The sequence below is a fragment of the Pontibacter sp. SGAir0037 genome, from assembly GCF_005491705.1.
Classification (GTDB): Bacteria; Bacteroidota; Bacteroidia; order Cytophagales; family Hymenobacteraceae; genus Pontibacter.
The window spans coordinates 301,102-314,968 of sequence record NZ_CP028092.1 but is presented as its reverse complement, the minus strand read 5'-3'; the positions used below and the strand labels follow the sequence as shown (position 1 = coordinate 314,968).

18 protein-coding genes and 1 pseudogene are annotated in these 13,867 nt (G+C 45.7%); 12 read left to right on the top strand and 7 right to left on the bottom strand.

From position 1 onward, the window contains the following. Positions 1-11 precede the first annotated feature (11 nt). Both istB and C1N53_RS01325 read right to left on the bottom strand, forming a co-directional pair. Complete coding sequence (istB, locus tag C1N53_RS01330) at positions 12-734, bottom strand: IS21-like element helper ATPase IstB (protein ID WP_206077603.1); 723 nt, start codon at positions 732-734, stop codon at positions 12-14. Positions 735-752: 18 nt separating this feature from the next. Next, a complete protein-coding gene (locus C1N53_RS01325; RefSeq protein ID WP_137757615.1) occupies positions 753-1,028 on the bottom strand; it encodes a hypothetical protein in 276 nt (91 codons plus the stop codon). Positions 1,029-1,179: 151 nt separating this feature from the next. On the opposite strand from C1N53_RS01325, the gene C1N53_RS01320 reads away from it, so the two are divergent. The 3 genes and pseudogenes from C1N53_RS01320 (at position 1,180) to C1N53_RS22955 (ending at position 2,335) form a co-directional block, all read left to right on the top strand. Then, a complete protein-coding gene (locus C1N53_RS01320) occupies positions 1,180-1,470 on the top strand; it encodes a transposase (RefSeq protein WP_137757614.1) in 291 nt (96 codons plus the stop codon). A 24-nt stretch (positions 1,471-1,494) separates the two neighbouring features. Beyond that, positions 1,495-2,190: pseudogene (locus C1N53_RS01315) on the top strand (IS3 family transposase); the annotation flags it as partial. Then, positions 2,120-2,335: an IS3 family transposase gene (locus C1N53_RS22955; RefSeq protein WP_137761335.1), complete on the top strand. Its 216-nt coding sequence runs from the start codon at positions 2,120-2,122 to the stop codon at positions 2,333-2,335. The pseudogene C1N53_RS01315 and the gene C1N53_RS22955, both read left to right, overlap by 71 nt. On the opposite strand, the gene C1N53_RS01305 is transcribed toward C1N53_RS22955, so the two are convergent. Then, a complete protein-coding gene (locus tag C1N53_RS01305; RefSeq protein ID WP_137757612.1) occupies positions 2,313-2,864 on the bottom strand; it encodes an HAD hydrolase-like protein in 552 nt (183 codons plus the stop codon). The genes C1N53_RS22955 and C1N53_RS01305 overlap by 23 nt on opposite strands. A gap of 310 nt (positions 2,865-3,174) precedes the next feature. Between C1N53_RS01305 and C1N53_RS01295 the strand changes: the two genes are divergently transcribed. From C1N53_RS01295 to C1N53_RS01275, 5 genes are all read left to right on the top strand, one after another. After that, entirely contained in the window at positions 3,175-4,041 is an 867-nt protein-coding gene (locus C1N53_RS01295) for an AraC family transcriptional regulator (protein WP_137757610.1), read from the top strand. A gap of 77 nt (positions 4,042-4,118) precedes the next feature. Next, complete coding sequence (locus C1N53_RS01290; RefSeq protein ID WP_137757609.1) at positions 4,119-4,682, top strand: sugar O-acetyltransferase; 564 nt, start codon at positions 4,119-4,121, stop codon at positions 4,680-4,682. A 2-nt stretch (positions 4,683-4,684) separates the two neighbouring features. Beyond that, positions 4,685-5,131: a cyclophilin-like fold protein gene (locus tag C1N53_RS01285; protein WP_168193932.1), complete on the top strand. Its 447-nt coding sequence runs from the start codon at positions 4,685-4,687 to the stop codon at positions 5,129-5,131. A 19-nt stretch (positions 5,132-5,150) separates the two neighbouring features. Continuing rightward, entirely contained in the window at positions 5,151-5,660 is a 510-nt protein-coding gene (locus C1N53_RS01280) for a cupin domain-containing protein (RefSeq protein WP_137757608.1), read from the top strand. Between the two features lie 11 nt (positions 5,661-5,671). Beyond that, positions 5,672-6,736, top strand: coding sequence for an alpha/beta hydrolase (locus C1N53_RS01275; RefSeq protein WP_137757607.1), 1,065 nt, complete (start codon positions 5,672-5,674; stop codon positions 6,734-6,736). 310 nt (positions 6,737-7,046) lie between these two features. Here C1N53_RS01275 and ltrA (C1N53_RS01270) read toward each other — a convergent pair whose 3' ends face one another. After that, the gene (gene ltrA, locus C1N53_RS01270) at positions 7,047-8,285 is read right to left on the bottom strand and encodes a group II intron reverse transcriptase/maturase (protein WP_137757598.1); all 1,239 of its coding nucleotides are present in this window, start codon (positions 8,283-8,285) and stop codon (positions 7,047-7,049) included. Between the two features lie 423 nt (positions 8,286-8,708). Continuing rightward, entirely contained in the window at positions 8,709-10,142 is a 1,434-nt protein-coding gene (gene ltrA, locus C1N53_RS01265) for a group II intron reverse transcriptase/maturase (protein WP_137757599.1), read from the bottom strand. Between the two features lie 552 nt (positions 10,143-10,694). On the opposite strand from ltrA (C1N53_RS01265), the gene C1N53_RS01260 reads away from it, so the two are divergent. After that, positions 10,695-11,114, top strand: a complete 420-nt coding sequence (locus C1N53_RS01260; RefSeq protein WP_137757606.1) for an energy transducer TonB — start codon at positions 10,695-10,697, stop codon at positions 11,112-11,114. Positions 11,115-11,200: 86 nt separating this feature from the next. Further along, positions 11,201-11,701 carry a hypothetical protein gene (locus C1N53_RS01255; RefSeq protein WP_137757605.1) on the top strand — a complete coding sequence of 167 codons (501 nt, stop codon included), beginning with the start codon at positions 11,201-11,203 and terminating at the stop codon, positions 11,699-11,701. Between the two features lie 6 nt (positions 11,702-11,707). Here the strand turns inward: C1N53_RS01255 and C1N53_RS22730 are convergent, their stop codons facing one another. Then, positions 11,708-12,124: a hypothetical protein gene (locus tag C1N53_RS22730; protein WP_371415947.1), complete on the bottom strand. Its 417-nt coding sequence runs from the start codon at positions 12,122-12,124 to the stop codon at positions 11,708-11,710. Positions 12,125-12,141: 17 nt separating this feature from the next. Then, on the bottom strand, positions 12,142-12,525 hold the full coding sequence (locus C1N53_RS22725; protein ID WP_240773342.1) for a transposase: 384 nt from the start codon (positions 12,523-12,525) through the stop codon (positions 12,142-12,144). Positions 12,526-12,840: 315 nt separating this feature from the next. Here C1N53_RS22725 and C1N53_RS01245 point away from each other — a divergent pair, with 315 nt between their 5' ends. Together C1N53_RS01245 and C1N53_RS01240 are read left to right on the top strand one after the other, a co-directional pair. Further along, positions 12,841-13,290, top strand: a complete 450-nt coding sequence (locus C1N53_RS01245; protein WP_137757604.1) for an excisionase family DNA-binding protein — start codon at positions 12,841-12,843, stop codon at positions 13,288-13,290. Continuing rightward, positions 13,287-13,856: a PIN domain-containing protein gene (locus C1N53_RS01240; protein ID WP_137757603.1), complete on the top strand. Its 570-nt coding sequence runs from the start codon at positions 13,287-13,289 to the stop codon at positions 13,854-13,856. Before C1N53_RS01245 ends, C1N53_RS01240 begins: the two co-directional genes overlap by 4 nt. The last annotated feature ends 11 nt before the right edge of the window (positions 13,857-13,867 follow it).

The window sequence follows — 13,867 nt, the reverse complement described above, 5'->3', positions numbered from 1 at the left end:
GACTGACAATTTTACTGTTTTTTTCTCAGACTTTCACCTTTCAGCTCGATTCTGTAGGAAGAGTGCACCAGGCGGTCGAGAATGGCATCGGCTATGGTCTCTTCTCCTATCACATCATACCAGCTGGCTACCGGCAATTGGCTGGCGATAATGGTGGAGGCCTTTGCATGGCGGTCCTCGATTATCTCCATCAGGTCCAGGCGCTGCTGCTGCTCCAGGTGCGTCAGGCCGAAGTCATCGAGTATCAGCAGGTCCGTTTTAGAGAGCCGCTCCATGAACTTGTAGATGGTGCCGTCCAGGCGGGCCATCTTGGTGCGCAACAGCAGCTTCTGCACGTTGTAATATGCCACTCTGTAGCCCTGCGCGCAGGCCTGGTGGCCCAGCGCCGAGGCCAGAAAACTCTTGCCGCAGCCGGTGGCCCCGCTGATGAGCACTGACTCGGCTTTAGCCAGATACTCACCCGTGGCAAGACCCAGTACCAGCCCCTTGTCCAGCCCCCGCGAGGCCTCCAGCCGCAGCTCCTCCACAGAGGCCTGGTAACGGAAGCGGGCGTTCTTCTTTAGCTGCTCAAAGCGCCTGTCGGCCCTGTCCTCTTCCTCGGCCTGCAGCAGCAGGGCCAGCCCCTCGCTTAAGCTCAGCTCGTGGCTCTTTCGCGTCTCCAGCAGCGCCTGCCAGCTGCGGCCCATGCCATACAGGCGCAGGCGGCTGAGTTGTGTTTCAATCTGCATCATCATGTTTATCGGTTATAGTGGTTAAAAGGTAATGCTTGTCTGGGCGTAGTAGTCCCGCCCCCGGATGTTGCCGTGCACCGGCAAAGGCGTATCCTGTTTGGCTTCTTCTGCATGGCCGGCCATGTCGTTTTCCAGCACGTTGCGCACGAAGCGGTAGGAGTAGCTCTGGCAGTCAATGGCCAGACGGCAGGCCCTGTCAAAATCCCCCGGCGCTGCTTTGCCCTGCAGGCGCAGCAACCCGTCACAGGTGCGGTACAGCTGCTCGGGGTAGCGCTTCTGTTCAAAGAGCAGCTCCATGAATTGGCTGAGTACCTCTGATTTACCCTTGGCCTTCTTCAGGTAATACTCTGGGCTGCGCTCCAGGTAATGTTGGTGGTGCGTGAAGTTGCTACCTTTGACTGGAGGATTTAAGAAGGGCAGTTTTATTTAAACTGTTAACTTTGAAAATATGAACAAACGCGTATTTGACGACTCCTTCAAGCGGATGGCTGTGGAGCTCTCCTATACCAGGGGCTCTGTCAAGGAGGTGGCCCAGGAACTGGGTGTTGATCCAGCTCGATTGAGCAAGTGGCGCAATAAGCTACAGGCGCCCGCGCAGCCAGCCGCCGAGCTGACGGCGGAACAAAAAGAGATCAGGCGGCTGCAGAAAGAGCTCAAGGAGGCGCAGCTGGAGCGAGACATCTTAAAAAAGGCCATCAGCATCTTCTCCAAGGGAGACGGGCGGTATACGGATTCATAAAGGAGCAACGCTACCGATTTCCCGCCTGAGAGGATGTGCAAAGTGCTGAAGGTCAGTACCAGCGGGTTCTACTACTGGCTCCAGCATCCTGTCGGTGCAAGAGAGCTTAAGGAACGGGAGCTGGTGGGACAGATCAAACAGGTTCACAAGCAGAGCGGGAGCCGCTACGGCAGCCCCCGCATCAGTTTCGAGCTACGCGATCGGGGCATCAGAGCCTCGCGTCCTCGGGTGGCCCGGTTAATGCGTAAGCATCAGATAAAGAGCATTGTAAGAAAGAGTTATCGGGTGCAGACCACTGATTCCAACCATAGCCTCAGCGTAGCGGAGAACCATCTGGCAAGAGATTTCAATGCAGACAGGCCAGCAGAGAAGTGGGTATCAGATCTGACATACATCAGGACCCAGGAAGGCTGGCTGTACCTGACAATCGTGCTGGATCTGGCTGACAGGAAGGTGGTGGGCTGGGCCCTGAGCGAGACGATGGAAGCGGAGGCAACCACGGTGGCGGCCTGGAGGATGGCAGTCAGAAACAGGCCCCTGTCGCAAGAATTGCTCTTTCACTCGGACCGGGGCGTGCAATACGCCTGCAGTGAATTTAGGAAGCAACTAGAGGGCAAATCGGTGTTGCAAAGTATGAGCCGCAAAGGGAATTGCTCTCGACAACGCGGTAGCCGAGAGCTTCTTCAAGACCCTGAAAACGGAACTGGTATATCACTGTAGATTCACCACCAGGCAAGAGGCTAGGCTGGCTGTGTTCGAGTATGTCGAAATCTTTTACAACAGGGAAAGAAGGCATTCCGCACTAGGCTATCTTTCTCCCTGCCAGTATGAAAAAATATACCTTAGTAATAAAGTAGCTGCCTAACAAAAATCCTCCAGTAAACTGTTGCAATTCCACCCAGACTCAATATAGCATTTTTATATTTATTTATTCGGTCTCCATTATTTGAAATTTGTCGGAAAAATATATTGCTAAATTTATCAGAAAGATTATGATGGCTCAATGTCATCTGTGCTCTATTTTCTCGGCAGTTTGTAACTAAAACAGTTTTATTAGTATTGTAATATTTTAATGGTATGTTTGCTACTGTCTTATTCAATTCAGTATGTGATAATTGTTCACTAAAATTTTTCTCTTTTTGTTGAATTATTTGCAAATACTCCTCCTCTGATAAATTTGGTGCTACTCTTTTTAAGTAAGACCGATTAAATCTTTCATCCGGATTATATAAAATATCTATACTATTTTGAACTACCGATTGTATCGCCTCTTTATATGATAAGAAGTTTGCAAAATCTGTATTCACTAATGTGCCATCCATATCAAAAAATAAAACTGTATCAGTCTCAATTTTTATTTTAACCTCTTTTACAATTTCTTTTGTGAATGTCATATGGGACTATCAGTTTTGCTGTCCATTGTAATTGATGGTGGTTTGTTTTTACACTTGCACCTAACGTTTGGGCTAGAATGCGTTCATGCATTATAGCTTTTGTTACCTTAGGTTATTCTTCAATTTTATTACTGCTACTATCAAGTTCTCTGCAAGCTAAAAAACCCATCGCACAAACAGCACATTTGGTTTTTGCCGACACAAAAGCCAACGCTTCCAAAAACCAAAAGAGCCGTTTCTTGCCAACGCACGAAATAGAATAATCACTTAATCAGAACAAAGATTTGTTTGAATTTCTTAACTTTGCACTATGTCAAGAATCTTGTCAACATACAACAGCGAGTTAAAATTAAAAGGTTTCAATGTCTTTCAAATTGAGAAAGACGGCAATGCCACCAAAGCGTACAGCCGAAAGGATTTTTATAAAATCTGCCTGACCACGGGCAAAAGCCGTATCCATTATGCCGACAGAAGTTTTGATGCCGAAGGAACCATTTTGTTCTTCGGAAACCCAAACATTCCCTACTCTTGGGAAACACTTTCTACCCAGTATGTGGGCTACACCATTCTATTTTCGGAAGACTTTTACACTTCGGGAAAACATTCGGAAACCTTGCAAAAATCGCCTTTGTTTAAAATGGGCGGCACACCGATTTTGGATATTTCGGAACATCAGAGACAGTTTTTAAACAGTATTTTCCAAAAAATGATTGAAGAACAACAATCTGACTATGAGCATAAAGATGACCTTATTCGCAATTATATTGACTTGATATTGCACGAATCCCTCAAATTGAAACCGTCCGAAAATTACAACCAGGATAAAAACGGAGCAGAACGACTGACCAATGTTTTTATGGAATTGTTGGAACGCCAATTTCCTGTAGAAAGTCCTGACAGACCGCTTCAATTGAGAACCGCCAAAGACTATGCAAAAAGCCTTTCGGTACACGTTAATTACCTGAACCGAGCCGTAAAGGATGTTACGGGAAAAACTACCACAACCCATATTGCAGAACGTATTACCAATGAAGCCAAAGCCATTCTGCAACACACCGATTGGAATGTTTCGGAAATTGCTTTCGCTTTGGGATTTGAATACCCAACGTACTTTAATAATTTCTTCAAAAAGCAAACAGGAGTAAGCCCATCTTCCGTTCGGTTGGGAAAAGTTTGAATTTCATAATCATTGGTTTGAATTTCTTTAACAGCACCTATTAAAATCGCCCGACCTTTGTATCAAAGAATACAAAGATGAATAAGTCGGATATTTTTGAAAGGTTGCGAAACGGAGAAATTATTCCTTCCAGCGACAACCAAAGAAAAGAATTAAGAAGCGCTTCTTACAACACGAAAAAACTACTCGTGCAGATGAACAATTCGACTGACCCAAATGAAGTCAGAAAATTGTTAAGCCAAATTACAGATTCGGAAATTGACGAAAGTACAGCCGTATTCACACCGCTTTACATCAATTATGGTAAGCACACCAAAATCGGCAAAAACGTATTCATCAACTTTGATTGTGTGTTTTTGGATTTAGGTGGCATTACCATTGAAGATAACGTACTGATAGCACCAAAAGTCAGTTTGCTGTCCGAAGGACACCCTATTTCGCCCGAAGAAAGACATTCACTTGTTCCGAAACCCATTCACATCAAAAAGAACGCTTGGATTGGTGCAAATGCCACAATTTTACAAGGCGTAACCATTGGCGAAAACTCTGTGGTAGCAGCAGGTTCGGTTGTTTCAATAAATGTTCCCGACAATGCAATTGTAGGAGGTATCCCTGCTAAAATCATTAAAAACATTGAATAAGTATGAAGAAGCTGTTTTATACAATTATTCTTTTATTGGGCTGTACGCAACTGCACGCTTGTAATAAAGACAAGGAATTGGACAAACCAAAACAGGAATCTATGAAACTAAAAATAACGATAGGAGAAAATACGGCAACAGCAATTTTGTACGACAATCCCACAAGCAGGGATTTTACTACAATGCTCCCGCTTACCGTAGAAATGGACGATTATGCAAATACGGAAAAGATATTTTATCCGTCCCGAAAACTTACCACCGAAGATGCACCCAAAGGTTTCAAACCGTCCGAAGGCGATATTACGCTGTATGCACCTTGGGGAAATATCGCTTTGTTTTATAAGGATTTCAGCTATTCCAACGGCTTGATTTCTATGGGAAAAATCACAAGTGGAATAGAATATTTCAAAACAAAGGGAAAAATTACTGTAACTATTGAATTGGAATAATAACCAAAAATTAAAAGATATGAACAAGTACATCAAAACGATTGCAATACTTACAGGAAGTTTATTTCTGATAACCGCTTGCAATTCAAGCACCGAAAAACAACAAGAAAATATGAAAACAGACAAAAACGAATTGGACGCCATTTTCCCGTTAGGCGAAAAAGGTTCAGATGATTTTTTTACAGGAAATGCTTACAACATTGGGTTGGTAGATGTGGATTCCGTTTTTACCACAGCCGTTGGCAATGTATATTTTGAACCCGGAGCAAGGAGCAATTGGCATACTCATCCATCAGGGCAAATATTGATTATTACGGACGGAGTTGGCTACCACCAGATTGAAGGACAGCCCATTGAAGTCATCAAAAAAGGAGATGTGGTAAAATGTCCGCCAAATGTAAGGCATTGGCACGGAGCAAGCCCTGATGTGGGTTTACAGCAATTGTACATCGTACCCAACACCGAAAAGGGAATTGTAGATTGGCAGGAAGCCGTAACGGATGAACAGTATAAAAAGGAACAAAATTAAACCATAGAAAAATGAAAACGAGATTAATAGCAACAATGACTTTTTCTCTGTTGATATTGGGAGCTTGTCAACAAAAAACAGAAGCTAAACAAGAAGAACAAACACAAAAAACAGAAACAATGAACGATACAGAAGAACACTACACTTTTGAGTTAAGTGATAAAGTAACACGCCAGAAAGTAACCTTTAAAAACCGTTACGGCATTGAACTTACAGGCGATTTGTATATTCCTAAAAATGGCGGCAACAATTTACCGGCATTGGCAATTAGTGGTCCTTTTGGAGCGGTAAAAGAACAATCATCAGGCTTGTATGCCAATCAAATGGCAGAACGTGGTTTTGTGGCATTGGCATTTGACCCGTCCTATACAGGCGAAAGCGGTGGCGAACCCCGCAACGTGGCATCACCCGACATCAACACCGAAGATTTCAGTGCTGCTATTGACTTTCTTGGCTTACAAGACAACGTTGACAGAAACAAATTAGGCATCATCGGGATTTGCGGATTTGGCGGTTTCGCCTTGAATGCCACAGCCGTTGATAAACGTGTAAAAGCAGTTGCTACAACCAGTATGTACGATATGTCAAGAGTAAATGCAGAAGGCTATTTTGGTTCTACCACACCCGAACAACGTACTAAAATGTTAGAACAAATGAGCTTGCAACGTTGGGAAGATGCTAAAAATGGAACACCCAAATATCCAGAAAATGGATTGGCACAGACCAATGAAGAATCGCCCCAGTTTGTAAAAGAATATTATGATTATTACAAAACCGACAGGGGTTTTCACGAACGCTCTTTGAACTCAAATGGTGCTTGGACAGCAACCAATAGCTTGTCTTTTATGAATATGCCGATTTTGACCTACATCAAAGAAATTTCGCCAAGACCAATGTTGCTGATTGCAGGTGAGAATGCACACTCTAAATATTTCAGTGAAGATGCCTATAAAAATGCTTCCGAACCAAAAGAACTGATGATTATTCCAAATGGTGTACACACCGATTTATACGACAAAATAGATGTAATTCCATTTGATAAATTAGAAAAATATTTTAAGGAAAACTTGAAATAATTTAGCCAACGCTAAAAACCATACACATTGCCAAGTACTCACTTCATTTTTATTTCACTTTGGTGTTCGTGATTACTTCGTAGTTCGCACCAGCCGACACGCAAGCCAAAACTTGGCAAAGAGTATGGTATTCCCAACGCTGACTGACAAGTGGAATGGAAAAAAGCCAGCAGAGAATCGAGTAGCCCGCCGTGAGCAAAATTACTCACGGTGAGGCTCTCAGTCGAGTAGCGCAAGGGAACCTCCCCCTTACGCCCTCACAGAACCGTGCGTAAGACTCTCGCCTTACACGGCTCCTATTATCCAACCTTCACGGCCTTACTCCCAGCTGCCAGTGCGCAAACAGGTTCGGAATGGCCTTAGCCACCTTCCCCAGCCAATCGCTTGCTCTGATTTTATGGCCCTGCAGTTTCTTATACTTCTGCCTGGCCCAGCTCTTGAGTACAAGGTTCAAATATCTCAATACCTCATAGAGTTCCGATTTGTAGAAGTGTCCGTAGTAGTTAATCCAGCCTTTCAGAACTGGGTTGATTTCCTCGGCCAGCCTTGTCAGGCTGCTGCCGCTTCTGCTGGTCAACTTCCATGCCCTTATCCTTTCCCGGATTGCCTTCCTGGCTTTATCGCCAACTGCCGGTAAGAATCCGATAAAATATTTACCCTGCTTATTCCGTGACTTCCTGCTTCTGAATGTATAGCCCAGAAATTCAAAAGACATGTTCGGGTAACTTTTGCGTCGGTCCTCGTCCCTGCAGTAAACAATTTTGGTCTTCTCCGGGTGCATCTCCAAGCCACATGCCTTTAGCCTTTCTGCCAGTGCTTCTTTAAGCGCTATCGCCTGCTGCTCGGTGCTGCAGTGTATCACACAGTCGTCTGCGTAGCGCTCGAACGGGCAACCGGGATACTTTATCCGCAGCCACTCGTCCATGCAGTAGTGCAGAAACAGGTTGGCCAGCAGCGGACTGATGACTGCTCCCTGCGGAGTGCCCTTTGTCCTTTCTGTGGTTATGCCGTTTCTTTGCTGCACAGGTGTTTTGAGCCACCGCTCGATGTAGAGCAGCACCCATTTGCAGTCTGTGTGCCTGCGCACTGCTTTTAGGAGCAACTCGTGCGGGATGCTGTCGAAGAAGCCTTTGATGTCCAGGTCCAGAACCCAGTCCTGCCGCCAGCACCGCTGCCTGGCTTTGCCCACCGCTTCCAGTGCGCTTTTGCCCGGCCTGTACCCATAGGAGTCGTCATGGAACACAGGCTCCAGTACTGGTGCCAATGTCATGGTGACTACCATCTGGGCAATACGATCCGTAACAGTGGGTATTCCTAGTGGACGGGTGCCCCCGCCGCTCTTGGGAATTTCCACCAGTAAGACGGGTGCGGGCATATAGCTTCCCGAGCTCATTCGGTTCCATAACCGGTAAAGGTGATTTCTGCTGTCCTGGTCGAACTCCTCGAGGTTTAGCCCATCCACACCTGCGCTACCTCCGTTTTGTTTTACACGCAGGTAAGCCTGGTGCACGATGTGCTTTGAGATGGTAAATGGTTTTGTCTTAATCATGTCAGTACCTCCTGCAGGCTTACCTGCAGTTTTCTTTGTGATAAAAACCGGATAATACATCCCCTTGGCTCCATCCCCATTACAGGGACTTCCACGCTACTACGGGATGTTCCGCCCGCGTGCCCTGCCTCGGTACTCTTACTCTTGTGGGTCTGCCACTTGAGCTTCTCCCTTCTCATCAGGACGACACGTTCTCACGTTCCGTGCAAATGCCTGTGTTAAGGTCACGCTGCCTTAATGCCGGATGCCGCATGAGCAGTAGCCAGGTTGCCCTCATGCTTATCCCGGGACAGTGGTGACTCCCGGTTTTGACATCACTTATTCGCTAACGACACTTCTTCAGCAGTTCACTTGCGTTCGTCTCCTTAACACCTACCTGCTACCTTTCCGGTAACTTTTCCTTGTCGCTCACGACCATGCCTTTTAAGCAAAGCCGCACAAGGCGGTTTGGAGCCTGCACCTGACTACCGGCTCCGAGGGGCCTGCCCTCATCATTTGCACAGCACCAAAGGACACTAAAAGCGTCCTTCGTTCGTGACACACCACCACTGTACAAGCGGTTCTCGCATACAGCGGTTCGTTAAGCTGTGGAGCTACTTTCTTGTAGTAGTCAAGCATTGATTCATACCCCCTGCGGACAAGCCGTTTCACCGTTACCGTCGTTATCAGGATTGGACTTTGAGCTACTGCCCATCCTCCTTTCCTGGTCCTGCTCCAGGCATACGCCTGCCACTTGGGAACGCCCAGCCGAATCAGGTTCTTCCTTTTCCGGTCCGGTCGTTTCCAGTCATGCCAGATGCAGTGCCTGAGCCTGTTTCGTATCCAGCTGTCGACCTCTTTGAGTTTGCCCTGTATACTTGCCAAACGGAAGTAGTGGACCCAGCCTCGCTGCGCCTCTTTCAGTTCCCGGACACGCTGCTCAAAAGAGCAGGGCGTTGTTTTGCGGGTGATGCTCTTTAGCTTTTGCTTTAACCTTTCCCATCCCTTCTTTGCCACTACCAGCTGGTATTTGCCCTTATCTCCCTTCTTATAGGTGGGCACGAATCCGTGACCCAGAATCTGAAAGTCTACTGGCCGCCTGATGCCGCTCTTCTCCCTGTTGATAGGCAGCTTGAGCCTGTTCCGCAGGAAGAGGAATACAGCGTTGCCTACTTTTCGAGCTTCATCTTCACTTTTGGTGTAGACGCTGAAGTCGTCGGCATAGCGCACGTAGCGCAGCCCCTGCCGCTCCAGTTCCTTATCCAGCTCGTGGAGCATGATATTGGAGAGCAGCGGTGAGAGCGGGCTTCCCTGCGGCACGCCCTTCCGACGTTTGACCAGTCTCCCGTTGATAAGGATGGGGGCCCGGAGCCATTTGCGGATGAGGCGTAGGGCGAGGGGGCATTTTACCTTCCGGTAAAGCAGTTGCAGCAGCAGGCAATGATCCACTTCATCGAAGAAGTTCTGCAGGTCGATGTCCACGATGTGCTGATAGCCCTCGTGGATGTGCCTGTGTGCCTGCTGCAGGGCCTGGTGGGCATTGCGGTTGGGGCGGAAGCCGTAGCTGTGCTGGGTAAAATCAAGCTCAAAGAGCGGTGCTATCACCTGATTAACGGCCTGTTGCAGTACGCGGTCGGTGACGGTGGGAATGCCCAGCAGGCGATTCTTACCGTTGCTCTTGGGTATGGCTACCCCTAGGATGGGTGGAGGCAGGTACCTGCCGTTGCAGATGTCGGTAGCGATGGCGTCCCTGTTTTGTTTCAGGTGCGTAGCCAGCTTCTCTACCGGCATACCGTCCACACCGGCCGAACCTTTGTTGGCCAGCACGTGCGTGTATGCCTTGAGCATGTTGCCCCGGTGGAGTACCTTCTCTATCATCTTTACTACTTTTACTGTAATCTCTGCCCCGCTTAAGGCAAGGCTGGCTGAGCCTCCTTGCCGAATTAAGAGCAACTTAACGTTCGGCCCTTCGGTAGCTTGTGAGACCTCCGGGTGCTTCCCGGCTCGTTACCTCTACCTACTATGGCCTCTGCTGACTTCTCCCTGTGTTCACGACAGAGGGAGACCTCCCCAGGTAAGAGCACATTCCTTCCTCCGATTCCTGCTGCATCTACACAAAGTCGCTTGTTGGTCAGGGGCTTTACAAAGATGTGCTTGCTTACCCACGACTCCCTGCCTCTTATGCAGTTTCTGTCCGTCAGTACCGGATTTTGCAGTCCCGCTTTCTTCACTGCACGCCTCACGACGAACCAGCTTGCGGCTTGCTAACAGGCTTCACCAACTCGCCTGTAAGGGACTTGCACCCTCTGGAATAATTTGATACCTTCAGTACCAGGTGCCCATACTGGGCGCACACATTGTGTAAGCGGCAGCTACGGCCGACGGCCTCGCCGCCGCTTACACGAGTCCGTTGGGCAAAATGAAAAGTTAATGAAGAAGATTTTATACTCATCGCTCACTGTAAGTTTCATTTTTACAGGCTGCATACAAAACAGCCTTAAAGGTGAAGAAGTAATTGTTGAGCCAAAAAGTGAAGAGCTTATCATTGACCCAGTTGAATCCATGCCAAGATTTCCTGGCGGAGAAGATTCGCTTACAGCTTATTTGAACAAGAATAATCAATGGAGAGTAGGGCAATCTACGATAGAGGGAAGAGTTGTTGTAGGCTTTGTTGTAAGTGAAAAGGGTGAATTAAAGGAAATAGAAGTCCTGAAAAGTCTTTGCCAATCTTGTGATAAAGAAGCTATAAGATTAGTAGAAAGCATGCCTGAGTGGATACCAGCCGAAGAGAATGGAAAGCCAGTGCCAAAGAGAATGATGTTACCGATAAGTTTTGATGGTTTAAAGTAAAAACCCCTTTGCCCAACACAGCACATGAGCAATGCTTCGGCTACGCCTCGCTCACCTCATGTACAACACCGTTGGCAAACATGTAAATGAATAAAGCTCTCAAAAAAATAACCTGCTCAATTTTGGTGATAATCCTGACAAGTTGTTTGTCACCTTCACCAGCAGGGTTTTGGGAAAATTTTCAAGAAGAGCAGCAAGTTGAGCATCTAAATAACCAAGGACCATGGGGTGGCAAAAGGATAGTTCATTGGAAAAAGGGAAAGGGCACATTCGACAAGTCAGAAATTATAAGATTTGCCACAGACAATGGTTGGACACTTAAAAGCGAAACAACATTTGACTCCTACACTACACAAAAATGGGTTCAGGACGGTAAACTCATTTTCCCGCTTCATTGGAAAGGCTTTACCCCTAAATTCGACTTTGACTACACAGGTTTTAAAGAATTTCCAAGGTGGATTTCTGGTAATATCTTAGTTATGTCATTCACCACAGGTTACATCAGCATAGACTTAGAGACTCAAGAAGAAATTAACACGAATGGATTTATAATTCTGAACGAGAAACAAAACGAAATGACTCTATGAAGCTGTTTAGAGTTTTATTTTTTTTTTTATTTTACGAATAAACAAGATAGCAAAAGCCAGAAAATGGAGCGCCATCCATGTATTTACTTTCGTTTCAAACCTGATGAGTAAAGCTTTGAAGCTGTCAATCCAGGCAAAGGCATGCTCAATAACTTTTCTTCTTTGGAAGAGTTTTTCATCAAAATACACATACTCATCGCTGCCTTGCCCGTTTCTGGGATTCAAATCAATATTTGCCTCTAGTTTCAGTGTCGAGCAGATCTTTCTGAAGCTCTCTGCGTCAAAGCCGGCATCAGCATTCATAAACAAGCCCTCCACATCTATCCCTGCCTCTTTGAGCAGCTCACACAGCTCCCTCATTACCTGCTCAATCTGGTAGAGGTCATGATGAGCCCCTGCCACTGGCGGGCTCATGGCAAACAAAAGGCCTTCATCATCAGCTAAAAACAGGCTATTGCAGCTTTTCTTTTCTGATAAGAAATACAGGCTCCTCCATTCATGCAGATCGTCTGGCTGCCATCGAGCTGTACCGAAGAAAGGTTCATCAACCGGCGGTGCTTTTTTAACAGGCTTACCCATACCTTCCTGAAACTGCCATCATTGGTCCACTTCCTGAAGTGATGATAAACGCCCTGCCAGCTGATCCGTTGCTTTTCAAAGAATTGCTTTACAGGCAGCTCACGCCATTGACAGCCTGTTCTCAGCCTGTGGAGGATAGCCGAAACGATCGCTGTGACCTCTACTTGTAGTTTTGTCCCTCTTTTTCCTTTACTTAAATGTGGAACGATCCACTCTTTAATCGTATCTTCACTTAATACTGCCATTGAATTAGTGCCTAGTGTATAAAAAGTCTGCAAACTCTTGTACACGGCTAATTCTTTGGCAGTTACTTTAAAACTCTAAACAGCTTCTATGTAACTCAAGTAGAGCAAGTATGGCTAGAATCAAAAAGACAGCAAAAGACCTGACCATCAAATAAAAAAAACATTAGCTAACGTACTTGTATATACTCCATGCTTCGGCCGACGGCCTCGCACGCAGTATATACAAGTACGTTAGCAAACAGTTAAAATTATAAATCTTGTAAAACATTGTTTCGTTTATTTCGTTTATTATATTTGTAACAAACAGATATAAAAATGGAAGCTGTCTTAGAAAGACCAACTCTGCAAGAACAGAAGGTAGCAAGCGAATCGCTTTTCAGCTTTACAGCTGCAATAGAAAAGAAAAGCTCTGACAAAGTAAAAATAAAGATACAAGAAAGTGGAGAATTTATTACAGTTCCCAAAAAAGCCCTTGAGCTGCTTTCTCTTATCTTATACAATATGGCAGAAGGCAAGGCAATATCCCTTGTTCCCTCTGATTCGGAAGTAACCACACAACAGGCTGCTGATATGCTAAATGTATCAAGACCGCATATTGTTAAATTGCTTGAGCAAGGTGCCATCCCTTTTAAAAAAGTGGGTAGCCATAGAAGAATATTACTTGAAGATTTACTCAAGTATGAGGTAGAACAAAAAGAAAGGAGAAAAGAGAATCTGCAATTCTTAGCTGAACAGGCTCAAGATCTAAATCTTGGCTACGAATGATTCATTCTCCAAAATTCATTGCAGTACTTGACGCATGTGTGCTTTATCCCGCACCAATTAGGGACCTGCTGCTGAATTTAGCTTATTTTGATTTATATACTCCAAAGTGGACTGATAAGATCCATGAGGAATGGACAAGGAACCTGCTGCTAAATAGGCCAGAACTTTCAGCGGAACAATTGCAGAAAACAGTTGATGCTATGAATACGGCTTTTCCCGATTCAAATGTAGGAAATTATGAATCAATCATCATGGCAGTTACTCTACCTGATAGCGATGATTGCCATGTACTTGCGGCAGCAATTCGCTCTAGTTCGGAAGTAATTGTGACAGCTAATATCAAAGATTTCCCAAATGAATATTTAAGCAAATTTGACGTTGAAGCACAGCACCCTGATTACTTCATATCAAACTTAGTTGACCTAAATCCTGAAAAAGCTCTCAAGGCATTTCAGCAACAGGTTTCAAATTTAAAGAAGCCACCAATGAGCAAAGTACAAGTCTTGGAAAACCTTAAAAAGGTTGGACTTGAGGTAACATCAGAGAAGTTGCTTGAACTAATCTAAAAAACCATTTG